A 21,003-nucleotide genomic window follows, 5' to 3' on the forward strand; every position below is an offset into this window, starting at 1 on the left:
ATATGTCTAATGATTCGTTAGAATGTTCTCAAAATACTCCAAAGCTTAAGAGGGTTCTTCTTAAGTTAAGTGGAGAGTCTTTATCGGCAGATCAAGGTTTCGGTATAAATGTTGAATCTGCTGCTCCTATCATAAATCAAATCAAAACACTTGTTAACTTAGGTGTTGAGCTTGCGATAGTCGTTGGTGGTGGTAATATCTTACGCGGAGGTAGGGCTGATTTTGGAGACAAAATTAGAAGATTTACAGCTGACTCTATGGGTATGATTGCTACTATGATTAATGCTCTAGCTCTTCGTGATATGCTTATCAGTGAAGACGTTGATGCTGAGATTTTTTCAGCAAAAGGTGTTGATGGTTTGTTAAGGGTTGCTAGCGCGCATGAGTTTAATCGAGAGCTTGCAAAAGGCACGGTTTTGATATTTGCGGGAGGTACAGGCAATCCGTTTGTAACAACTGATACTACAGCTAGCCTTAGAGCGGTCGAGATTGGTGCGGATGCTTTGTTGAAGGCTACGACTGTTGATGGTGTGTATGATAAAGACCCAAATAAATATTCAGATGCTAAGCGTTTTGCTAAGGTTACTTTTTCCGAAGTTGTTAGTAAGGAGCTAAATGTGATGGATTTGGGAGCATTTACTCAGTGCAGAGATTTTGGTATACCAATCTATGTGTTTGATTTGACTCAGCCAAATGCTTTGGTTGATGCTGTAGTTGATTCAAAGCATGGTACTTGGGTCACTTTAGACTAATTAATTTTCAAAAGAAAGGATTGTTTTTATGATAAACGATATTCTAAAAGATGCTGAAAATAGGATGAGTAAAACTTTAGAAGTTTTAGCTGATGATTTAGCTAAGATTAGAACCGGTAGAGCTCATCCTGATATTTTAGCTCATGTAACTATAGATTATTACGGTTCTGCTACGCCGATTACTCAGGTGGCTAATGTTACAGTTCTTGATGCTAGAACTCTAGGTATTACTCCTTGGGAGAAGGGGCTTGCAGGTAAGATTGAGAAGGCTATTATAACTTCTGATTTGGGGCTTAATCCAACTAACTTAGGTGATAGTTTGAGAGTTCCTATGCCAGCACTTAATGAAGAGCGTAGAAAAGAGCTTGTTAAACTTGTTAAATCTGAGACTGAGAGTGGTAGAGTTTCTATCAGAAATATACGCCGTGATGCTAATGGCGATATCAAAGAACTTCTCAAAGAGAAAGAGATAACAGAAGATGAAGCTAAAAGAGCAGAGGATAATATTCAAAAAATTACTGATAAGATGATTGCACAGGCAGATGCTCTTGCTGTTAAAAAAGAACAAGATTTAATGGTGGTCTAATTATTAGATTTCTTAATAAAACTTGTATTTCTCTTTATTCTTTCTTATTATTTATCTAGTTTAAACTTTATATTTTACTCATTATGAGCTTGGCTAACGAAAATGCCCTTAAGCATGTTGCTATAATTATGGATGGTAATGGGCGCTGGGCCAAGAGTAGATTGAAGCCAAGGATATTTGGTCATAGAAATTCTATATCTAGTGTAGATGCTGCTATAGAGTATTGTGTTGAGCGTAATATTCAGATGTTAACTCTCTTTGCATTTGGTAGAGATAATTGGCTTAGACCAGCTAAAGAAGTTTCTGATCTAATGGATCTTTTTTATAAAACTCTCAAAGATAAAACTCCAAAATTACATAGTAATAATATTGTCCTTAAAGTTATTGGAGATAGGTCTAGATTATCAGATAAGCTTATACAAATGATTGATTATAGCGAGTCTGTTACTAAAGATAATACGGGACTTCAGCTTAGGCTAGCGGTTGACTATGGTGGGCGATGGGATATCATTGGTGCTGTGAAATCTATCATTGATGATATCGGCAATGATAAGATAGCGCTGGATAGTATATCGGAGGATAATTTCGGAAGTTATACGGTCGCTGGTCAAATGCCGGTTGACTTACTTATTAGGACTAGTGGTGAGATTAGATTAAGTGATTTTATGTTATGGCAGTTGTCTTATGCTGAGATGTATTTTACTGATCTTATGTGGCCTGAGTTTACAAAGTCAGAGTTTCAGAAAGCAGAAGAGTATTTTTACTCGCGCCAGAGAAGGTTTGGTAAGAGTGGTGAACAACTTGAAATGAGGAATGTATGAAAGAGAGGATAATAACTGGTTTATTGTTGGTAGTTTTTGTTTTTGCAGGACTTGTGTATGCAAATGACTATCTTTTTGGCGTTGGTGTTTTTTTGGTTGCGATGCTTTCAGCATATGAATGGCTTAAGTTTACAAAGATCAGTCAACAAGAAACAATAAATTATCTTGTGATATTTATGATAGTGTTGTTTGTTGTGTCAGAGTTCTTTGTTTACATTCAGTATATTTTCCCAGTATTTTGGCTATATGCGATTTATAGACTTAGTGGATATGAGCGCCAAAAGTTTGATACATTATCTGTTAATGAAATGTTGATACTCGGCTTATTTGCAATCTCACCATTTGCAGCATCGTTGTACGTACTTCATAGTAATTCTGTTGCGTGGATATTCATGTTTATATTGGTTGTTGCAGGTGCTGATAGTGGAGCCTATTTTACAGGTAAGGCAATGGGTAAGCGCAAGATGCTTCCGCGATTGAGTCCAAATAAAACTATTGAAGGTTTGTTGGGTGGGATGGCTTGTGCGGTAATTATCGCCATAGTGTTTTTGCTATTTATGGATTTAAGTATTTTTGAGTACTTATCAATGGTTATTATTTCAGCTTTAATAGCAGTTTTATCTGTTGTTGGAGATGTTTTTGAAAGTATGATGAAGCGTATCGCTGGAGTTAAAGATAGTGGCAATATCTTACCAGGTCATGGTGGAGTACTTGATAGGTTGGATGGTTATATGCCTGCATTACCTATTTTTGTGACACTTGGTTATTTGGCTGGTGTGTTTGTTGTATAAGCGGGGGATTTGTTTTGAATATAGAGTTGAAGCTGTTGAATAAAGAAATTATTAAAGAAGTACCTGAGTATGGTACAGTAGGGTCGGCAGCGGTTGATTTAAGAGCTTGCTTATCTGAAGCAGAGTTCTTGAGTCCTGGTGAGTGTAAGTTGATAGGTACTGGAATTGCTATCAATATAGCAAATCCAAATTATGCGGCAATGATTCTGCCAAGATCTGGTTTGGGTCATAAAAAAGGCTTGGTGCTAGGCAATGGTACTGGTCTTATTGACTCTGATTATCAAGGAGAATTAATGGTGTCTTGCTTTAATCGTTCTCAAGAAGTTATCGAAATTGAGCCTATGATGAGATTTGCGCAGCTTGTGGTTGTTCCAGTGGTTCAAGCAAAGTTCGATATTGTAGAGGAGTTCTCTCAGCGGACTATTAGATCTGCTGGAGGATTTGGACATACTGGGGTTTAATATATGTTTTTCAATATCCCTAATATTTTAACTTTTGGTCGCTTGGCGTTAATTCCTTTTATAGTTATATGTTATTATTTTGAGTTTCCACACCATCATGGTATTACGGCTACATTATTTTTATTAGGAGCAGCTACTGACTGGTTGGATGGCTATTTGGCACGCAAATGGGAGCAGACAAGCAAGTTAGGAGCATTTTTAGATCCTGTTGCTGATAAGTTGATTGTTGCTACTGCTCTTTGTTTGTTTATTGAAATGTACCCATATTGGTGGGCTACTATTCCGGCGATTGTGATGATTTGCAGAGAAATTGTTGTTTCTGCATTGCGAGAGTGGATGGCTGAGCTTGGGCAGCGTAGTGTTGTCAAGGTTGGTGTATGGGGTAAGATCAAAACTACGGCTCAGATGGCCGCACTTTTTATATTCTTAATTAAGCCCGCAATAGATTTTAGACATTCATTAGACTACGCTAGTTTTAATACATGGTTTATTCTTTTGGGGTTTTTGATGCTTTATGTAGCTGTAATACTTACTGTTTATTCTATGTGTAATTATCTTTATGTTGCTTTTAAATCTGTTTTTGGCAATTCTCATAAATAATACTTTTTCTTTTCTTTTTTTTGCTTTTTTGTTATTATGTCTGTCTAATGCTATTTTTGCATAGGTCCTTCCTCTGCTTGGCATTTGAAATTATTTAAATCAAAAAAACTGATAAAAAACGGAGAATAATAACTAATGGCAACTATAAATCAGTTGGTGAACAGCCCTCGCAAGAGATCGGTTGTTAAGTCTAAGGTTCCTGCGTTAAAGGCGTGTCCTCAAAGAAGAGGTGTATGTACAAGGGTATATACTACTACTCCTAAGAAGCCTAACTCAGCACTTAGAAAAGTAGCTCGTGTAAGATTAACGAGTGGATTTGAGGTTACAAGCTACATTGGTGGTGAAGGTCATAACCTACAAGAGCACAGTGTTGTGCTTATCAGAGGTGGTAGGGTTAAAGATTTGCCAGGTGTGCGTTACCACATTGTTAGGGGTGCTTTAGATACTTCAGGTGTTAATAATCGTAAGCACGGTCGTTCAAAGTATGGTACTAAGCGTCCTAAGTCTTAATTTGTGTTTAAAGTTTAACATTTGAAGAAGGTGTAAAAATGTCTAGAAGAAATAGAGCTCCTAAAAGAGATATTCTACCTGATCCTAAGTTTAAGAGTCAGGTTGTTGCTAAGTTTGTAAACCATATTATGCTAGATGGTAAGAAGTCTATTGCAGAGAAAATTGTATATGGTGCGTTTGATAAGATTAAAGCTAAAGATGCTTCTGCTAATGAAGTTGAAGTTTTTGAAAAGGCTTTAGATAGTGTTAGTCCTATGGTAGAAGTTAAGTCACGCCGTGTTGGTGGTGCTACATATCAAGTTCCTGTAGAAGTTAGACCAGAGCGTCGTCAAACTTTAGGTATGAGATGGATTATAGATGCTGCGCGTAAGAGAAAAGAGAGTACTATGGGTGATAGAGTTGCTGCGGAGATTCTAGAAGCTATAGAGGGTAGAGGCGCTGCTGTCAAGAAAAGAGAAGATACTCATAAGATGGCTGAAGCTAACAAAGCATTTGCTCACTTTAGATGGTAATAGGAGATTAGAAAATGCCTCGTAATACAGCTTTAGAAAAATATAGAAATATTGGTATCTGTGCTCACGTTGATGCTGGTAAAACAACAACTACAGAGCGTATCCTTTTCTATACAGGGTTATCTCATAAGATCGGTGAGGTACATGATGGTGCTGCTACTATGGACTGGATGGAGCAAGAGCAAGAAAGAGGTATTACAATTACTTCTGCTGCGACAACTACTTTCTGGTCTGGTATGGATCAGCAGTTTGATAAGCATCGTATAAATATTATTGATACTCCGGGTCACGTTGACTTCACTATTGAAGTAGAGCGTTCTCTTCGTGTACTAGATGGCGCGGTTGTTGTGTTCTGTGGTTCATCAGGTGTTGAGCCTCAGTCAGAAACTGTATGGCGCCAAGCTAACAAATACGGTGTTCCAAGAATTGTATTTGTAAACAAGATGGATAGATCAGGTGCTGACTTTGAAAGAGTTTGTGGCCAAATCAGAACTCGTCTTAAGGCTAATGTTGTTCCTGTTCAGTTGAATATTGGAGCAGAAGAAGACTTTAAGGGAGTTGTAGATCTAATTAGAATGAAGGCAATCATGTGGAATGAGGCAGATCAAGGTCTTACTTACGATCTTGTTGATATTCCTGCTGAGCTTCAAGATAGAGCTGAAGAGCTTCGTATGGAAATGATGGAAGCAGCTGCTGAAGCTTCTGAGGAGCTTATGGATAAGTATCTTGAAGAAGGCGAGCTTTCTAATGAAGAGATCAAGCAGGGTCTTCGTGCTAGAGTGTTGGCAAATGAGATTGTTCTAGCATTCTGTGGTTCTGCGTTTAAGAACAAGGGCGTTCAAGCAGTTCTTGATGGTGTTGTTGAGTACTTACCAGCTCCAAACCAAGTTCCTGCTATTAAGTGTGAGACTGAAGATGGTGAACCAGCTTCTAGATCTTCATCTGATGATGAGCCATTTGCAGCTTTAGCATTTAAACTTGCTACAGATCCGTTTGTAGGTAACTTAACGTTTATTCGTGTTTACTCTGGCGTGCTTAAGTCTGGTGATGCTGTATATAATCCTGTTAAAGGTAAAAAAGAGCGTGTAGGTCGTATCGTACAGATGCACGCGAATAAGCGTGAAGAGATTAAAGAAGTTCGTGCTGGCGATATTGCTGCTTGTATCGGTCTTAAAGATGTAACTACAGGTGATACTCTTTGTGATCTTGATAAGCCGGTAATTCTTGAGAGAATGGATTTCCCAGAGCCAGTAATTTCTGTTGCTGTTGAGCCTAAGACAAAAGCAGACCAAGAAAAAATGTCTATAGCTCTAGGCAAGTTGGCTGCAGAGGATCCATCTTTCAGAGTTAAGACTGATGAAGAGTCAGGTCAAACAATCATTTCCGGTATGGGTGAGCTTCACTTGGATATTATTGTTGATCGTATGAGACGTGAGTTTAAGGTTGAGGCTAATGTAGGTAACCCACAAGTTGCTTATAGAGAGACTATTCGTGGAACTGTTGAGCAAAATAGTAAGTTTGTTCGTCAGTCAGGTGGTCGTGGTCAGTATGGTCATGTTGTGGTTAAGTTTGAGCCTTTAGAAGTCTCTACTAATGATGCTGGCGAAGAAAAAATATTTGAGTTCGTTGACGAGATTGTTGGTGGTGTGATTCCTAAGGAGTTCATTGGTCCTGTTGCTAAAGGTATAGAAGAGCAAATGACTAATGGTGTATTAGCTGGATATCCTATGATTGGTGTTAAGGCTACTCTATTTGATGGTTCATACCATGATGTTGACTCATCTGAGATGGCATTTAAGATTGCTGGTTCTATGGCTCTTAAAGAAGGTGCTAAGAAAGCTAATGCTTGTATACTTGAGCCAATCATGAAAGTTGAGGTTGTAACTCCTGAAGATTATCTTGGTGATGTTATGGGTGACCTTAACAGAAGAAGAGGTATCATTGAGGGTATGGATGAGAATCCAAGTGGTAGAGTGGTTAGTGCTCTAGTTCCTCTTGCTGAAATGTTTGGTTATGCTACTAACGTTCGTTCTATGAGCCAAGGTAGAGCATCTTTCTCAATGGAATTTAAGAAGTATGCAGAAGTGCCAAACAATATTGCAGATGAAATCATAAAATCACGTAACTCATAATTAAAAGGATAAATTTAAAATGGCTATAAATAATCAGCGTATTAGAATTAGATTGAAAGCCTTTGATCATAAGCTTATCGATATTTCTACTCAAGAAATTGTTGATACAGCTAAGAAAACAGGGGCGCAAGTTAAAGGACCAATCCCTTTACCAGTTCGTAAAGAGAAATTTACAATTCTTATTTCTCCGCACGTAAACAAAAAAGCAAGAGATCAATATGAAATCAGAACTCACAAGAGATTGATTGATATTGTAGAACCTACAGATAAAACTGTAGATGCTCTAATGAAGCTAGATTTAGCATCAGGTGTTGATGTTCAGATCAGTTTAAGCTAATATATACGTTACTTTTTTGAAAATCTTTCAAAAACGGTATCAATTAGGTCTTCACGGTCAATCGTAATCGTGAAGTTAATATAATAATAATAGAGGATATAATAATGTCTTTAGGATTAGTTGGTCGCAAATGTGGTATGACTCGTATATTTACTGAAGATGGTGTTTCTATTCCTGTAACAGTTGTTCAGGTTGAGTCAAATAAAGTAACTCAAATAAAGACTACTGAAACAGATGGTTATAATGCTATTCAAGTAACTACTGGTTTTAAAAAGCGTTCTAATGTAAACAAGCCTATGGCGGGTCACTATGCAAAAGCTAGTGTTGAGCCTGGTAGAGGTTTGTGGGAGTTTGCTATTGATAATGCTTCTGATTATGAAGTAGGTGCATCTATTGATGCTACTATTTTTGAAGCGGGTCAGAAGGTTGATGTCAGAGGTGTATCTAAAGGTAAAGGTTTCCAAGGTGGTGTTAAGCGTCACAACTTTGCAACTCAAGATGCTACTCATGGTAACTCTCTTTCACATAGGGTTCATGGTTCTACGGGTCAAAACCAGACTCCAGGTAGAGTGTTTAAGAACAAGAAGATGGCTGGTCATTTAGGTAGCGAGAATGTTACTATTCAGTCACTTGAAGTTGTGAGAGTAGACGCGGAAAATGGTTTATTGCTTCTAAAAGGCGGTATTCCAGGTTCAGTTGGTGGAGATGTTATTGTTACTCCAGCTGTTAAAAGTTAGTAGATAAGTATTAATTATACCGGAGAGTTGTTGTGGACTTAAATATAAAATCTTTAGCTGGTGCAGAGGCTGGTGTAGTAGGTGTTGCAGAAGGAGTTTTTGCAGCAGACTATAATGAATCTCTAATTCATCAGGTTGTTGTTGCTTATATGGCAGGCGCTCGTCAAGGTACTAAAGCTCAAAAAACTAGATCAGAAGTGTCTGGTGGTGGAGCTAAGCCTTGGAGACAAAAAGGTACAGGTAGAGCAAGAGCGGGTACTATCCGTTCACCTATCTTCAGAAAGGGTGGTGTTACATTTGCAGCTAAGCCTAAAAGCTATAAGCAAAAAGTGAATCGTAAGATGTACTCAGGTGCAGTTAAATCTATATTATCTGAGCTTGTAAGATCGGATAGAATGACTGTGGTTGAGTCATTGAGATTAGAAACTCCAAAAACAAAAGAATTCAAGGCAATTGTGGATTCTTTAGGTGTTAAGGATGTTCTTTTTGTTGTTGGTGTAGAAGAGTTTAATGAAAATTTATACTTATCTTCTAGAAACCTTAAGAATGTAGCAGTATGTGATTCTGTGGAAATTAATCCAGTTTCTTTAGTTTGTTTTGAAAATGTGGTTTTCACTAAGCAAGCTATTAAAGAAATAGAGGAGAAGCTAGTATGAATTCTCAAGAAAAATTATTAAAGACAGTTGTGAGGCCTCATGTTTCTGATAAAACTTATGGTTTATCAGATGCTAATTCAACTATAGTGTTCGAAGTAGCTAGAACTGCAACTAAGCAGGATGTAAAAAGTGCTGTAGAGAAGCTTTTTGAGGTAAAAGTTGAGTCTGTGAATATCCTTAACGTTAAGGGTAAAGCGCGTAGATTTGGTCGTGTTGAGGGTAGAACAAAAGCATGGAAGAAGGCTTATGTAAAACTTGCCGAAGGACATGACATCAATTTTGTTGGTGCAGAGTAACTTAAAGAAGGTTTATAATCATGATTGAAATAAAAAAAGCTAAACCTACTTCACCTGGCCGTCGCCACGTAGTGAGCGTAAAGAATACAGAATTACATACAGGTAAGCCATTCAAAGGTTTGGTAGAAGTTAAGAAAAGTAAAGCTGGTAGAAATAATACTGGTAGAATTACAGTTCGTCATCAAGGTGGCGGACATAAGCAGCATTATCGTATTGTTGACTTTAAGAGAAATAAAGATGATATCGTAGCTAGGGTTGAGAGAATCGAGTACGATCCTAACCGTAGTGCAAACATTGCATTAGTATTGTATGCTGATGGCGAGAGAAGATATATCATTGCTCCTAAGGGTCTAAAGAAAGATATGTCTGTTGTTTCAGGTGAAAAAGTAGATGTTGCGGTTGGTAACTGTATGCCTCTGAGAAATATTCCTCTAGGTACTGTTATTCACAACATTGAAATGAAGCCTAAAAAAGGTGCGCAAATGATTAGAAGTGCTGGAACTTTTGCTCAGTTGGTCGGTAAGGATAATGCTTACGCAATTATTCGTCTAAGATCGGGTGAGATGAGAAGGGTACTTTTAGATTGTAGAGCGGTTATTGGTGTTGTTTCTAATTCTGAGCACAACTTGAAGTCTTTAGGTAAAGCTGGTGCGAAGCGCTGGAGAGGTATAAGACCTACTGTTAGAGGTGTGGCTATGAACCCAGTAGATCACCCACATGGTGGTGGTGAGGGTCGTACATCTGGTGGTAGACATCCAGTTACACCATGGGGTATCCCAACTAAAGGTTATAAGACGCGTAAAAATAAGCGTTCTAATAAGTTGATTGTTCAAAAACGTAAGTAATTAGGGAGAAAGTTGTGCCTCGTTCATTAAAAAAAGGACCTTTTGTAGATCATCATCTTTTAAAGAAGGTTTTTGAAGCGCAAGAAAGTAATTCTAAAAAGCCAATCAAAACATGGTCAAGAAGATCATTGATTGTGCCGGATATGATAGGTTTAACTATAGCTGTACATAACGGTCAGCAGCATGTGCCTGTTCTTATGACTGAAGAAATGGTAGGTCATAAGTTAGGTGAGTTCGCTGTTACTCGTAACTACCGTGGTCATGCAGCTGATAAAAAAGCTAAGAAGAAATAGTTGAGGTTAGGATACATGGAAGTACAAGCTAAATTAAAATTTGCAAAAATCTCAGCTCAAAAATGTAGATTGGTTGCTGATCAGATCAGAGGTCTACCTGTAGAGAAAGCTATTAATCTTTTGACTTTTAGCAATAAGAAAGCAGCAGTGTTGATTAAAGATGTTTTAAATTCAGCAATTGCTAACGCAGAACACAATGACGGTATGGATGTTGATTCTTTATTTGTTTCAACTGTATTTGTTGATGAGGGTCCTACTATGAAGCGTTTTGAAGCTAGAGCAAAAGGTCGTGGTAATCGTATTTTAAAGAGAACTTCACATATTACTGTGAAAGTTGCTGAGAAAAATTAAGAGGTGTAGTAAAAATGGGTCAAAAAGTAAATCCTAATGGAATTCGATTAGGCATAGTAAAAGAGCATAATTCAACTTGGTATGCTGACTCTTCTGACTACGCTACTAAGCTTAATGAAGATATTAAGGTTAGAGAGTTTTTACATAAGAAACTTGCTTCAGCTGCAGTTAGTAAAATCCAGATTGAGAGACCTGCTCAAAATGCTAAGATTACAATTCATACAGCAAGACCTGGAATTGTGATTGGTAAGAAAGGTGAAGATGTAGAGAAGCTTCGTGCTGATGTTAATAAGTTGATGGGTGTGCCTGTACAGATTAATATCGAAGAAGTACGTAAGCCAGAAATCGATGCTAAGTTGGTTGCTGATAGCGTAGCGCAGCAATTAGAAAAAAGAGTAATGTTCAGAAGAGCTATGAAAAAAGCTATGCAGGCTGCTATGAAATCTGGTGCTAAAGGTATCAAGATAATGGTTAGTGGTCGTTTAGGTGGTGCTGAGATTGCTCGTTCTGAGTGGGCTAGAGATGGTAGAGTTCCTCTGCAAACTTTTAGAGCGGATGTAGATTATGCTACATCAAAAGCTTTGACTACTTATGGAATTATAGGTGTTAAAGTTTGGATCTATAAGGGTGAAGTTCTTCCTGGTCAAATGAATCAGAAAAATAATAAAAAAGGAGCTAAATAATGCTACAGCCTAAGCGTACAAAGTTTCGTAAACAACAAAAGATGCGTAATAGGGGCTTGGCTCACAGAGGTAACAAGGTAAGCTTTGGTGAGTTTGGTCTTCAAGCAACATCTAGAGGTAGAGTAACTGCTAGACAAATTGAGGCGGGAAGAAGAGCGATAAGTCGTCACATTAAGCGTGGTGGTAAGATCTGGATAAGAATTTTCCCTGATAAACCAATTACACAAAAGCCTCTTGAAGTTCGTATGGGTAAAGGTAAAGGTTCAGTTGAATATTGGGTAGCTCAAATTCAGCCGGGTCGTGTACTATATGAAATTACTGGTGTAAAAGAAGAATTAGCGCGTGAGGCTTTTGCTAGAGCAGCGGCTAAGATGCCAGTACAGACAACTTTTGTTGAAAAGCAGGTGATGTAATGAAAAGAAAAGATACTTTAAAAGATTTTAGAGGTAAAAGTATTGACCAATTGCAAGAAGCGAAAATAGAGTTATTGCAACAGTTATTTTCTCTTCGTATGCAGAAGGGAACAGGGCAATTAAAGAAAAATCACTTGTTCAAAAGTGCTAAAAGAGATATTGCTCGTATAAATACAATAATATCAGAAAAGAATAAATAGGTGCCTTGAAGATGAGCGATAAAATTAGATTGTTAGAAGGTAAAGTTTCTAGCGTAGCTATGGATAAAACTGTAGTTGTAAGAGCTGAAAGATATGTTAAGCACCCTTTATATGGTAAGTTTGTTAAAAAAACTACAAAATACTATGTTCATGATGAAAAAAATGAATGTAAAGAAGGTGATGTTATCAAGTTCAAAGAGACTAGACCATATTCGAAAACTAAGAAGTGGTGTCTAGTTGATATTATCAATAGAGAAAAATAATAAATTTGATTTTATTATAGTTTATTGGTATATTTATCGGACTGCAAAATACTCAGCAGTCCTGTATAATAATAATTAAGGGTTATTTGTATGATTCAAATGCAAACAGAACTTCAAGTTGCTGATAATAGTGGCGCTAAGAGAGTTGAATGTATTAAAGTTTTGGGTGGTTCGCACCGTAGATATGCATCTGTAGGAGATGTTATAAAAGTTACTGTGAAAGAAGCTGCTCCAAGAGGTAAAGCTAAAAAAGGATCTGTATATAATGCTGTTGTTGTGAGAACTGCTAAAGGTGTGCGTAGAAAAGATGGTTCTAAGGTCAGATTTGATGATAATGCAGCTGTGCTTCTAAACAATAATGGTCAGCCTATCGGAACTCGTATCTTTGGTCCTGTTACTAGAGAATTGCGTACAGAAAAGTTCATGAAGATCGTATCTTTAGCACCAGAAGTACTATAGTCATATTTATTGAGGTGTAGATAATGAATAGATTAAAAAAAGGCGATGATGTAATAGTTATTGCTGGTAAAGACAAGGGTCGTAGAGGCGTTGTTAAGTCATTCGCTAAAGGCGGTTCTTTAGTTTTAGTGGAAGGTATTAATATTGTTAAAAAACATGTTAAGCCTAATCCTAACAGAGGTGTAGAAGGTGGGGTTGTTGAAAAAGAACTTCCTGTTGATGCTTCTAACGTTGCTATCTTTAACCCTGCTACTGAGAAAGCAGATAGAGTGGGTTATAAGTTTGTTGATGAGAAAAAGGTTCGCTATTTTAAATCTAATGGCGAGCTTGTAGACTTATAGGACTAAGTTTTTATGGCAAGATTAAAAGATTATTATCAAAATGAGGTTGTAGCTAAATTAAAGTCTGAGCTAAATCTAGATAATATAATGGAAGTGCCTGCTATTAAGAAGATAACTCTTAATATGGGTGTTGGTGATGCGGCAAAAGATAAGAAAATAATGACTTTTGCGTTAAATGATTTGACAGCTATTGCTGGTCAAAAACCAGTTGTTACTATGTCTAAGAAATCAATTGCTGGTTTCAAAATTCGTGACGGATGGCCTATAGGTGCTAAAGTTACACTGCGTGGTGAGCGTATGTATGAATTTTTAGATAGACTTATAACAATTGCTATTCCTAGAATTAGAGATTTTAGGGGTTTAAGTGCTAAATCTTTTGATGGAAGAGGTAATTATAGTCTAGGTATGAAAGAGCAGATCTCTTTTCCAGAAATTGATTATGACAAAATTGACTCTATCAGAGGTTTAGATATTTCGATAACTACTACAGCTAAAAATGATGATCAAGGAAGAGCTTTGCTTAAAGCATTTGGTTTTCCTTTTAAGTCTTAATTTAAATTGGGGTTTTAAATGGCAAAAAAATCAATGATTCAGAGAGAATTAAAGAGAGAGAAACTAGTAGCTAAATATGCTCAAAAAAGAGCTGAGCTTAAAGCTATTATTCTTGATATAAATTCTACTGAAGAACAAGTATGGGAAGCTCAAATTAAACTGCAAAAGTTACCGGTAAATTCTTCAGCTTCTAGAGTTCAAAGAAGATGTAAGGTTACAGGTAGACCACATGCTGTATACAGAAAGTTTGGCTTATGCCGTAATAAGCTTAGAGAGTATGCAATGGCAGGTGATGTTCCTGGTTTGAAAAAAGCTAGTTGGTAATAAGGAATTTAAGTTATGAGTATGCAAGATCCAATCGCGGATATGTTTACAAGAATTAGAAACGGTCTTTCTGCAGAGAAAGAAGTTGTTTCTGTACCATTCTCTAAAATGAAAATGGAAATCGCGAACTTTTTAGTTAACGAAGGTTATATTAAGGGTTGTTCTAAAGGTACAACTTTAGCTGGTCATCCTTCAATTGAGATTGAGCTTAAGTATCATGCTGGCGCTCCTGTGATTGAAATGATAAAAAGAGTTTCTAGACCAAGTTTGAGAATTTATAAATCTCATGAAGAGCTACCAAAAGTATATGGTGGTTTTGGCGTTGCTATCATTTCTACATCTAAGGGTTTAGTGAGTGATAGAAAAGCGAGAGATCTTGGTGTTGGTGGCGAAATTATCGGCTACGTAGCTTAAGTTAGCAAGGAGATTTGATATGTCAAGAATAGGTAAAAAACCTGTTGCTATCCCAAGTGGTGTTACGATAAATGTTGCTGCTGGAAATCAGGTTGAAGTTAAAAGCACTAAAGCAACTTTAAATAAGACTTTTTCTGCAGATGTAACTTTCAATATTGAAGATGGAGTTGCAACTGTAACACCTAAAAATAATAGCAAAAATGCTATTGCTCAATCTGGTACTGCAAGAGCAATACTTAACAATATGGTTGAGGGTGTAAGCAAAGGGTTTGAAAGAAAGCTTAAAATTATTGGTGTTGGTTACCGTGCTAAAGCTCAAGGTAGTGAACTAAATCTTACATTAGGTTTTTCACACCCAGTAGTTTACAAATTACCTCAGGGTATAACAGCTGAAACTCCAGCCCCTACAGAAATTATTCTAAAAGGAGCAGATAAAGAAGTTTTAGGTAAAGTAGCTTCTGAAATTAGAGAATATAGAAAACCTGAGCCATATAAGGGCAAAGGAGTTCGCTATGAAGATGAGTATGTAGCGAAAAAAGAAGCTAAGAAGAAGTAGTTAGGTAAGGGATAGTATTATTATGGATAAAAAAACTGCTCGTTTAAGTCGTAGTAAGCGTACTAGAATTAAACTAAAAGAGCTTGGTCATACTAGACTGTGTGTCTATAGAACGCCTAGACATGTATATGCTCAGGTTATATCTGGTGATGGCTCTACTGTATTAGCTGCTGCATCTACTGTAGAGAAAGATGTGAAAGCTAAATGTAAATATACAGGGAATGTTAATTCTGCTGCAATTGTTGGTGAGATTATTGCTAACAGATGTAAGGAAAAGGGTATTTCACAGGTTGCTTTTGATAGATCTGGATATAAGTATCATGGACGTGTTAAAGCTTTAGCAGAAGCTGCTAGAGAGCATGGTCTTCAGTTTTAATAAATAAAATATGGATGATTATTCATTATGTCTAATGAAGTGAAAAAAAACGAAGAGCTGATTGAGAAGTTAGTTAGTGTTAAGAGACACTCAAAGACAGTTAAAGGTGGTAGAATTATGAGCTTTGCCGCTTTAACTGTTGTAGGTGATGGTAAAGGTAGAATTGGTGTTGGTAGAGGTAAATCAAGAGAAGTGCCTGCTGCTATCCAAAAAGCTATGGAAAACGCTAAAAAGAACATGGTATCAGTTAACTTAAATAATGATACGTTATGGTACCCTGTAATGTCTAATCATGGTGCTTCTAAAGTATTTATGCAGCCAGCTTCTGCTGGTACTGGTATTATTGCTGGTGGTGCTATGCGTTCGGTTTTTGAAGCTGTTGGTGTACACAACGTTTTAGCAAAAACTTATGGCTCAACTAATCCAGCTAATGTTGTAAGAGCAACAATTGCAGGTTTGGCAAAAATTAAATCACCAGAAGAGATCGCTGAGAAAAGAGGTCTATCTGTTGAAGAGGTTCAGGGGTAATTAGAAATGACTCAAGCTAAAACTTTTAAAGTTACTTTAACAAAAAGCTTAATTGGTCGTAAAGAAAACCATATAGCATCAGCTAGAGGTTTAGGACTAAGAAAAATAAACCATACTGTTGAAGTATTAGATACTCCAGAGAATCGTGGTATGGCAAACAAAATATATTATATGGTTAAGATAGAGGGGTAGTATAAGATGAAATTAAATACAATTGCTCCTGCTGCTGGCTCTAAAAGTGCTCCTAAAAGACTAGGGCGTGGTATTGGAAGTGGCTTAGGTAAAACTTCTGGTAAAGGTCATAAAGGTCAAAAAGCACGTTCAGGTGGCTATCATAAAGTAGGTTTTGAAGGCGGACAGATGCCTATACAAAGAAGATTACCAAAATTTGGTTTTACTTCTGCGTCAAAAAGATATGTTGCTGAAATCAGGTTGCATGAATTGAATAGTTTAGCTCTTGAAGAAGTAACAGTAGATACTTTAAAAGATTCTGGTCTTATAAGAAAAGATATCAAATCAGTAAAAATAATAGCTAGTGGAGAAATCCAAAAAGCTGTTAGCCTTAAGGGTATAGCTTGCACAAAAGGTGCTAAAGAAGCTATTGAAAAAGCTGGTGGTAAGGTAGAGTAAGATTTAAGATATGTCAAAGTATAATAGTGCTTCTGGTACAACAGGCGAATTAAAATCAAGACTAATCTTCGTAGTCATAGCTATATTGGTGTTTAGATTAGGAGTTTATATTCCTATACCAAATATTGATCCTACTAAATTAGTTGAGATTATATCAAATCAACATTCATCAACAGGTGGCTTGATGAGTATGTTTAATATGTTCTCTGGTGGCGCTCTTACTCAAATGAGTATCTTTGCATTGGGTGTGATGCCTTATATTTCGGCATCTATTATTTTTCAGATGCTTTCTGCTGTATATCCTAAGTTTATAGAGCTAAAAAAAGAAGGTGAGTCTGGTCAAAAGAAAATAACTCAATATACAAGATACTTAACACTTGCTTTGGCTATAGTACAATCATTTGGTATTGTTGCGTTTGTATTGCATCAGGATGGTTTAGTTACTACAAACAATATGGGATTATTTTATTTGACCACAATTGTTTCTGTAACTACGGGTAGCATGTTCTTAATGTGGTTAGGTGAGCAAATTACAGAAAGAGGTGTAGGTAATGGTATATCACTACTAATCTTTTCTGGTATCGTTGCAAACTTGCCATTTGAGATCTCTAATACGCTATCACAAGCTAACCAGCATGTAATATCGTACTTATCTGTTTGGGTTCTATTGATACTTCTTTTGTTAGTAATCGCTTTTGTAGTATTTATGGAGAGTGCTCAAAGAAAAATTACAGTAAATTATGCAAAGAGACAGCAGGGTAGAAAAATGTTTGCTGCTCAAACTAGCCATTTGCCATTAAAGTTAAATATGGCAGGCGTGATTCCAGCGATCTTTGCATCATCTATACTTATGGTGCCTGGTGTATTGCTTGGTTGGTTGTCTAACTATAATTCACTTGGTTGGTTTGCCGATGTTGCAGAAATGTTGCAACCCGGTAGTATTGTATACACTGTAGTATTTGCTGCGACAATCATTTTCTTTTGTTTCTTCTATACTTCATTGGTTTTTAATCCAAAAGAAACAGCAGATAATCTTAAAAAATCTGGTGCTTACATTTCTGGTGTGAGACCTGGTGAGCAGACAGCTAAGTATATTGATGCAGTTATGACTAGACTAACTTTGGTTGGTTCGTTGTATATCACAGCTATATGTTTATTGCCAATTTTTGTGGTTAAGTTCTTTGCTCAAGGACTATCATTTACATTTGGTGGTACGTCTTTGCTAATTGTAGTGGTTGTGATGATGGACTTTATGGCTCAAGTTAGATCTCATATGATGTCAACACAATATGATTCTTTACTAAAGAAAGCAAATCTTAGTGGTAAGAGAAAATAGAGAAATATTTTTGGAGAAATATAATGAAAGTTAGAGCTTCAGTTAAAAAAATGTGTAGAAACTGTAAAGTTATCAAGCGTAACAGAGTCGTTCGTGTGATATGTACAGACCCTAGACATAAGCAAAGACAAGGTTAGTCAATCAAGCAAATTAAATAAAGCTTGATTATTTGTTTTTAAAAAGCTATCCTAGCAAGTTACAAAATGCAGCAGATAGCAACTAAATTAAGAATAATTATTAGGAGTGAAGTAGATGGCTCGTATAGCTGGTGTTAATATTCCTGTTCATAAACATACAGTGATAGGATTAACTTCAATTTATGGAATAGGTAAAACAAGAGCGCAACAAATTTGCCAATCTTGCAAAGTAGATCCAACTGTTAAGATTAAAGATTTGTCTGAAGAACAGATTGAAACTTTAAGAACAGAAGTTGCTAAGTTTACGGTGGAAGGTGATTTACGCCGTGAAGTTTCTATGGACATAAAAAGACTTATGGACTTAGGTTGCTTCAGAGGTAGAAGACATCGTCGTAGCCTTCCTGTAAGAGGACAGAGAACAAAGACTAATGCGCGTACTCGTAAAGGTCCAAGAAAGCCAATTAAGGCGTAATACAATTATAACTATAAAGATTAAAGGGTAGATTATATGGCTAAGTCTGTTAGATCATCAAAGAAAAAAGTAAAAAGAGTAGTGACTGATGCAGTTGCTCATATTTACTCATCTTTTAATAACACTATAGTAACTATTACTGATAGACAAGGTAATGCATTATCTTGGGCTACTTCTGGTGGTAGTGGCTTTAGAGGTTCAAGAAAAAGTACACCTTTTGCTGCTCAAGTGGCTGCTGAAAGAGCTGCTGATATCGCAGCTGAATATGGTGTTAAAAACGTAGATGTTTTAGTTAAAGGACCAGGTTCAGGTAGAGATTCTGCTGTTAGAGCTTTAAATGCTAAAAACTTGAAAGTGACAAGCATAACAGATGTGACTCCATTACCTCATAATGGTTGTCGTCCTCCTAAGAAACGTCGTGTTTAATATTTTAAAGGGAAATTAATAATGGCTAGATATCTAGGACCAAAATGTAAGCTTTCTAGAAGAGAAGGTACAGACTTATTTTTAAAAAGTGGCGTAAAAGCTAACGATGAAAAATGTAAAATGAATACTGCACCAGGTCAACATGGAGCAAGAAGAGCGCGTCTATCTGACTATGGTTTACAGTTAAGAGAAAAGCAAAAAGTTCGTCGTATGTATGGTGTTTTAGAAGGTCAATTCAAAAAATACTATGTTGAAGCTAATAGAAGAAAAGGTAACACTGGTGCTACTTTACTAGAAATATTAGAATCAAGACTAGACAATGTTGTTTATAGAATGGGCTTTGCTGCTACACGTGCTGAAGCTAGACAGCTTGTTGTTCATAAAGGTATTATGCTTAATGGACATACTTGTAATGTGCCATCAGCTCAAGTTAAAGCTGGTGATGTAGTCGCAGTTAGAGAGAAATCTAAAAAACAGCTAAGAATTCAGAACGCTATTGAACTTGCTAAGCATAGAAAAGAACTTTCTTGGATTGATGTAAATACTGATTCTTTAGAAGGTACTATGAAGTCTTCACCAGACAGATCAGAATTATCTGCAGACATAAATGAACAATTAATCATCGAGCTTTACTCTAAGTAATAATTTATTATTTTTTAAAGACTCGTATATAGCCTTATTTCAAGGAGATTTTTTTAGTGAGTAATAATAATTCAAATCAGGAATTTGTACCTAATATACAGCTTAAAGAAGAGTTAGGGGCTTTTGGATATAAAATTCAAGTTTCTCCTGTAGAAAAAGGTATGGCTCATATCCTTGGTAACTCTATTAGAAGATTTTTGTTATCTTCATTATCAGGTGCTTCTATTATTAAAGTTAATATAGATGGTGTTCTTCATGAATATTCGACTTTAGAAGATGTTAAAGAGGATGTTGTTGAGATTGTTTCTAATTTAAAGAAGGTTGCAATAAAACTTGATAAAAATGTATCAAAAGTGGAATTAGAACTATCAGTAACTAAATCTGGCGTTGTGACTGCTGGTGATTTCAAAACTACTCAAGGTATTGAAATAATTAACAAGGATCAACCTATTGCTACTCTAACTAATGAGAGAGAGTTTAGTTTAACAGCTACTGTTAGCGTAGGTAGAAATGTAGGAATTCTTTCAGCATTACCAACTGAGCTTGAAAAAGTAGGAGATATAGCGGTAGATTCTGATTTTAATCCAATAAAAAGAGTTGCTTTTGAAATCTTTGATAATGGCACTAATGAAACTCTAGAAGTATTTGTGAAAACAAATGGTACTATCGAGCCACTAGTAGCTGTTACAAAAGCTCTTGAGTATTTCTGTGAACAGATATCTGTATTTGTATCTCTTAGAGTACCTAGTAATGGTAAAACAGGTGATGCATTGTTAGATTCTAATATTGATCCTATATTGCTTAAACCAATTGATGATCTAGAGTTAACGGTTAGATCATCTAATTGTTTGAGAGCTGAAAACATCAAGTATCTTGGTGACTTAGTACAGTATTCAGAATCACAACTTATGAAGATACCTAATTTAGGTAAAAAATCTTTAAATGAGATCAAGCAAATTTTAATAGACAATAACTTATCTCTAGGTGTTCAGATTGACAATTTTAGAGAACTAGTTGAAGGAAAATAAATATATATAGTAATCATATAATATTAACTATAAAGGAGTAATTACTATGAGACATCGTAAAAAAGGTAGTAAGTTTGGAAGAACTAGTAGTCATAGAAAAGCTATGTTTAAAAACATGTCAGCATCATTGATTAACCATGAGCTTATCAAAACTACTTTACCGAAAGCTAAAGAGTTAAGAACAATAGTTGAGCCTTTAGTAACATTAGCTAAGAGAGAATTCAAACTAAGAAATGAATTAGATGTAAATTCTAATGAATTTAAAGCGCAATCAGTTGCTCTTAGAAGACAAGCTTTTGATTTCTTAAGAAACAAAGCAGCTGTGACTAAGCTTTTTGAAGAGTTTGGTGCTCGTTATGCAGAAAGAGCTGGTGGTTATACTAGAATTCTTAAGTGTGGCTATAGATTCGGTGATAAAGCTCCTATGGCTTTCATTGAATTGGTTGATAGACCTCAAGTTGAAGAAGCTGTTGAAGCAGAATAATAATTTTTTCAATACTTTACATTCTCAATAAAATATTTCTATTTTAAATTTAACTAATA

General features: G+C 36.2%; 37 protein-coding genes. All 37 read left to right on the plus strand.

Going from position 1 to position 21,003, the window contains the following annotated elements; genetic code table 11:
- Positions 1 to 2: 2 nt before the first annotated feature.
- A complete protein-coding gene (gene pyrH, locus IMS64_RS00835; protein WP_035737582.1) occupies positions 3 to 752 on the plus strand; it encodes a UMP kinase in 750 nt (249 codons plus the stop codon).
- Between the two features lie 28 nt (positions 753 to 780).
- The gene (gene frr / locus IMS64_RS00840; RefSeq protein ID WP_004286626.1) at positions 781 to 1,338 is read left to right on the plus strand and encodes a ribosome recycling factor; all 558 of its coding nucleotides are present in this window, start codon (positions 781 to 783) and stop codon (positions 1,336 to 1,338) included.
- 83 nt (positions 1,339 to 1,421) lie between these two features.
- Positions 1,422 to 2,159 (plus strand): polyprenyl diphosphate synthase, encoded by a 738-nt coding sequence (uppS, locus tag IMS64_RS00845; protein ID WP_211490635.1) that lies wholly within the window; start codon positions 1,422 to 1,424, stop codon positions 2,157 to 2,159.
- On the plus strand, positions 2,156 to 2,950 hold the full coding sequence (locus tag IMS64_RS00850) for a phosphatidate cytidylyltransferase (protein ID WP_200149191.1): 795 nt from the start codon (positions 2,156 to 2,158) through the stop codon (positions 2,948 to 2,950). Before uppS ends, IMS64_RS00850 begins: the two co-directional genes overlap by 4 nt.
- Positions 2,951 to 2,964: 14 nt before the next feature.
- Complete coding sequence (gene dut / locus IMS64_RS00855) at positions 2,965 to 3,411, plus strand: dUTP diphosphatase (RefSeq protein ID WP_211490636.1); 447 nt, start codon at positions 2,965 to 2,967, stop codon at positions 3,409 to 3,411.
- A gap of 3 nt (positions 3,412 to 3,414) precedes the next feature.
- Complete coding sequence (gene pgsA / locus IMS64_RS00860) at positions 3,415 to 4,011, plus strand: CDP-diacylglycerol--glycerol-3-phosphate 3-phosphatidyltransferase (RefSeq protein ID WP_004286622.1); 597 nt, start codon at positions 3,415 to 3,417, stop codon at positions 4,009 to 4,011.
- Positions 4,012 to 4,146: 135 nt separating this feature from the next.
- Positions 4,147 to 4,521, plus strand: a complete 375-nt coding sequence (rpsL, locus tag IMS64_RS00865) for a 30S ribosomal protein S12 (RefSeq protein ID WP_004286621.1) — start codon at positions 4,147 to 4,149, stop codon at positions 4,519 to 4,521.
- Between the two features lie 38 nt (positions 4,522 to 4,559).
- The gene (gene rpsG, locus IMS64_RS00870) at positions 4,560 to 5,033 is read left to right on the plus strand and encodes a 30S ribosomal protein S7 (protein WP_004286620.1); all 474 of its coding nucleotides are present in this window, start codon (positions 4,560 to 4,562) and stop codon (positions 5,031 to 5,033) included.
- A gap of 14 nt (positions 5,034 to 5,047) precedes the next feature.
- Positions 5,048 to 7,165, plus strand: coding sequence for an elongation factor G (gene fusA / locus IMS64_RS00875; protein WP_004286619.1), 2,118 nt, complete (start codon positions 5,048 to 5,050; stop codon positions 7,163 to 7,165).
- A gap of 19 nt (positions 7,166 to 7,184) precedes the next feature.
- Entirely contained in the window at positions 7,185 to 7,502 is a 318-nt protein-coding gene (gene rpsJ / locus IMS64_RS00880; protein ID WP_004286618.1) for a 30S ribosomal protein S10, read from the plus strand.
- 104 nt (positions 7,503 to 7,606) lie between these two features.
- Positions 7,607 to 8,239 (plus strand): 50S ribosomal protein L3, encoded by a 633-nt coding sequence (rplC, locus tag IMS64_RS00885; RefSeq protein ID WP_004286617.1) that lies wholly within the window; start codon positions 7,607 to 7,609, stop codon positions 8,237 to 8,239.
- A gap of 32 nt (positions 8,240 to 8,271) precedes the next feature.
- Positions 8,272 to 8,895: a 50S ribosomal protein L4 gene (rplD, locus tag IMS64_RS00890; RefSeq protein ID WP_004286616.1), complete on the plus strand. Its 624-nt coding sequence runs from the start codon at positions 8,272 to 8,274 to the stop codon at positions 8,893 to 8,895.
- On the plus strand, positions 8,892 to 9,191 hold the full coding sequence (gene rplW / locus IMS64_RS00895) for a 50S ribosomal protein L23 (protein ID WP_004286615.1): 300 nt from the start codon (positions 8,892 to 8,894) through the stop codon (positions 9,189 to 9,191). The genes rplD and rplW overlap by 4 nt, the downstream gene beginning before the upstream one ends.
- Before the next feature lie 20 nt (positions 9,192 to 9,211).
- Positions 9,212 to 10,036, plus strand: coding sequence for a 50S ribosomal protein L2 (rplB, locus tag IMS64_RS00900; protein WP_012280034.1), 825 nt, complete (start codon positions 9,212 to 9,214; stop codon positions 10,034 to 10,036).
- Positions 10,037 to 10,050: 14 nt separating this feature from the next.
- Positions 10,051 to 10,329: a 30S ribosomal protein S19 gene (gene rpsS, locus IMS64_RS00905; RefSeq protein WP_004286613.1), complete on the plus strand. Its 279-nt coding sequence runs from the start codon at positions 10,051 to 10,053 to the stop codon at positions 10,327 to 10,329.
- A 15-nt stretch (positions 10,330 to 10,344) separates the two neighbouring features.
- Positions 10,345 to 10,680 (plus strand): 50S ribosomal protein L22, encoded by a 336-nt coding sequence (gene rplV / locus IMS64_RS00910; protein WP_012280033.1) that lies wholly within the window; start codon positions 10,345 to 10,347, stop codon positions 10,678 to 10,680.
- Positions 10,681 to 10,694: 14 nt separating this feature from the next.
- Positions 10,695 to 11,363: a 30S ribosomal protein S3 gene (gene rpsC / locus IMS64_RS00915; RefSeq protein ID WP_004286611.1), complete on the plus strand. Its 669-nt coding sequence runs from the start codon at positions 10,695 to 10,697 to the stop codon at positions 11,361 to 11,363.
- The gene (gene rplP / locus IMS64_RS00920) at positions 11,363 to 11,776 is read left to right on the plus strand and encodes a 50S ribosomal protein L16 (RefSeq protein ID WP_004286610.1); all 414 of its coding nucleotides are present in this window, start codon (positions 11,363 to 11,365) and stop codon (positions 11,774 to 11,776) included. The genes rpsC and rplP overlap by 1 nt, the downstream gene beginning before the upstream one ends.
- Positions 11,776 to 11,976 (plus strand): 50S ribosomal protein L29, encoded by a 201-nt coding sequence (gene rpmC / locus IMS64_RS00925; RefSeq protein WP_004286609.1) that lies wholly within the window; start codon positions 11,776 to 11,778, stop codon positions 11,974 to 11,976. The genes rplP and rpmC overlap by 1 nt, the downstream gene beginning before the upstream one ends.
- An 11-nt stretch (positions 11,977 to 11,987) precedes the next feature.
- A complete protein-coding gene (gene rpsQ, locus IMS64_RS00930) occupies positions 11,988 to 12,239 on the plus strand; it encodes a 30S ribosomal protein S17 (RefSeq protein WP_004286608.1) in 252 nt (83 codons plus the stop codon).
- A gap of 90 nt (positions 12,240 to 12,329) precedes the next feature.
- Positions 12,330 to 12,698, plus strand: coding sequence for a 50S ribosomal protein L14 (gene rplN / locus IMS64_RS00935; RefSeq protein WP_004286607.1), 369 nt, complete (start codon positions 12,330 to 12,332; stop codon positions 12,696 to 12,698).
- A 23-nt stretch (positions 12,699 to 12,721) separates the two neighbouring features.
- The gene (gene rplX, locus IMS64_RS00940) at positions 12,722 to 13,039 is read left to right on the plus strand and encodes a 50S ribosomal protein L24 (RefSeq protein ID WP_004286606.1); all 318 of its coding nucleotides are present in this window, start codon (positions 12,722 to 12,724) and stop codon (positions 13,037 to 13,039) included.
- Between the two features lie 12 nt (positions 13,040 to 13,051).
- Complete coding sequence (rplE, locus tag IMS64_RS00945; protein WP_004286605.1) at positions 13,052 to 13,591, plus strand: 50S ribosomal protein L5; 540 nt, start codon at positions 13,052 to 13,054, stop codon at positions 13,589 to 13,591.
- 18 nt (positions 13,592 to 13,609) lie between these two features.
- Entirely contained in the window at positions 13,610 to 13,915 is a 306-nt protein-coding gene (gene rpsN, locus IMS64_RS00950) for a 30S ribosomal protein S14 (protein ID WP_004286604.1), read from the plus strand.
- Between the two features lie 15 nt (positions 13,916 to 13,930).
- The gene (rpsH, locus tag IMS64_RS00955; RefSeq protein ID WP_004286603.1) at positions 13,931 to 14,329 is read left to right on the plus strand and encodes a 30S ribosomal protein S8; all 399 of its coding nucleotides are present in this window, start codon (positions 13,931 to 13,933) and stop codon (positions 14,327 to 14,329) included.
- Between the two features lie 19 nt (positions 14,330 to 14,348).
- Positions 14,349 to 14,885 (plus strand): 50S ribosomal protein L6, encoded by a 537-nt coding sequence (rplF, locus tag IMS64_RS00960; protein ID WP_211490637.1) that lies wholly within the window; start codon positions 14,349 to 14,351, stop codon positions 14,883 to 14,885.
- A gap of 22 nt (positions 14,886 to 14,907) precedes the next feature.
- Positions 14,908 to 15,261: a 50S ribosomal protein L18 gene (gene rplR, locus IMS64_RS00965; protein ID WP_044525525.1), complete on the plus strand. Its 354-nt coding sequence runs from the start codon at positions 14,908 to 14,910 to the stop codon at positions 15,259 to 15,261.
- 27 nt (positions 15,262 to 15,288) lie between these two features.
- On the plus strand, positions 15,289 to 15,789 hold the full coding sequence (gene rpsE / locus IMS64_RS00970; protein ID WP_004286600.1) for a 30S ribosomal protein S5: 501 nt from the start codon (positions 15,289 to 15,291) through the stop codon (positions 15,787 to 15,789).
- A 6-nt stretch (positions 15,790 to 15,795) separates the two neighbouring features.
- Positions 15,796 to 15,981, plus strand: coding sequence for a 50S ribosomal protein L30 (gene rpmD, locus IMS64_RS00975; RefSeq protein ID WP_004286599.1), 186 nt, complete (start codon positions 15,796 to 15,798; stop codon positions 15,979 to 15,981).
- Positions 15,982 to 15,987: 6 nt separating this feature from the next.
- The gene (gene rplO, locus IMS64_RS00980) at positions 15,988 to 16,419 is read left to right on the plus strand and encodes a 50S ribosomal protein L15 (protein WP_004286598.1); all 432 of its coding nucleotides are present in this window, start codon (positions 15,988 to 15,990) and stop codon (positions 16,417 to 16,419) included.
- Positions 16,420 to 16,429: 10 nt separating this feature from the next.
- Entirely contained in the window at positions 16,430 to 17,755 is a 1,326-nt protein-coding gene (gene secY / locus IMS64_RS00985) for a preprotein translocase subunit SecY (protein ID WP_004286597.1), read from the plus strand.
- A 23-nt stretch (positions 17,756 to 17,778) separates the two neighbouring features.
- On the plus strand, positions 17,779 to 17,892 hold the full coding sequence (gene rpmJ / locus IMS64_RS00990) for a 50S ribosomal protein L36 (protein WP_003017816.1): 114 nt from the start codon (positions 17,779 to 17,781) through the stop codon (positions 17,890 to 17,892).
- Positions 17,893 to 18,007: 115 nt separating this feature from the next.
- The gene (gene rpsM, locus IMS64_RS00995; RefSeq protein WP_004286596.1) at positions 18,008 to 18,364 is read left to right on the plus strand and encodes a 30S ribosomal protein S13; all 357 of its coding nucleotides are present in this window, start codon (positions 18,008 to 18,010) and stop codon (positions 18,362 to 18,364) included.
- A 36-nt stretch (positions 18,365 to 18,400) separates the two neighbouring features.
- Positions 18,401 to 18,790: a 30S ribosomal protein S11 gene (gene rpsK, locus IMS64_RS01000; RefSeq protein ID WP_004286595.1), complete on the plus strand. Its 390-nt coding sequence runs from the start codon at positions 18,401 to 18,403 to the stop codon at positions 18,788 to 18,790.
- Between the two features lie 21 nt (positions 18,791 to 18,811).
- Entirely contained in the window at positions 18,812 to 19,432 is a 621-nt protein-coding gene (gene rpsD, locus IMS64_RS01005; RefSeq protein ID WP_004286594.1) for a 30S ribosomal protein S4, read from the plus strand.
- Between the two features lie 56 nt (positions 19,433 to 19,488).
- A complete protein-coding gene (locus IMS64_RS01010) occupies positions 19,489 to 20,460 on the plus strand; it encodes a DNA-directed RNA polymerase subunit alpha (protein WP_035737605.1) in 972 nt (323 codons plus the stop codon).
- A 46-nt stretch (positions 20,461 to 20,506) separates the two neighbouring features.
- On the plus strand, positions 20,507 to 20,944 hold the full coding sequence (gene rplQ / locus IMS64_RS01015) for a 50S ribosomal protein L17 (protein ID WP_004286592.1): 438 nt from the start codon (positions 20,507 to 20,509) through the stop codon (positions 20,942 to 20,944).
- The last annotated feature ends 59 nt before the right edge of the window (positions 20,945 to 21,003 follow it).

It is taken from the genome of Francisella philomiragia (assembly GCF_018135955.1).
Classification (GTDB): Bacteria; Pseudomonadota; Gammaproteobacteria; order Francisellales; family Francisellaceae; genus Francisella; species Francisella philomiragia.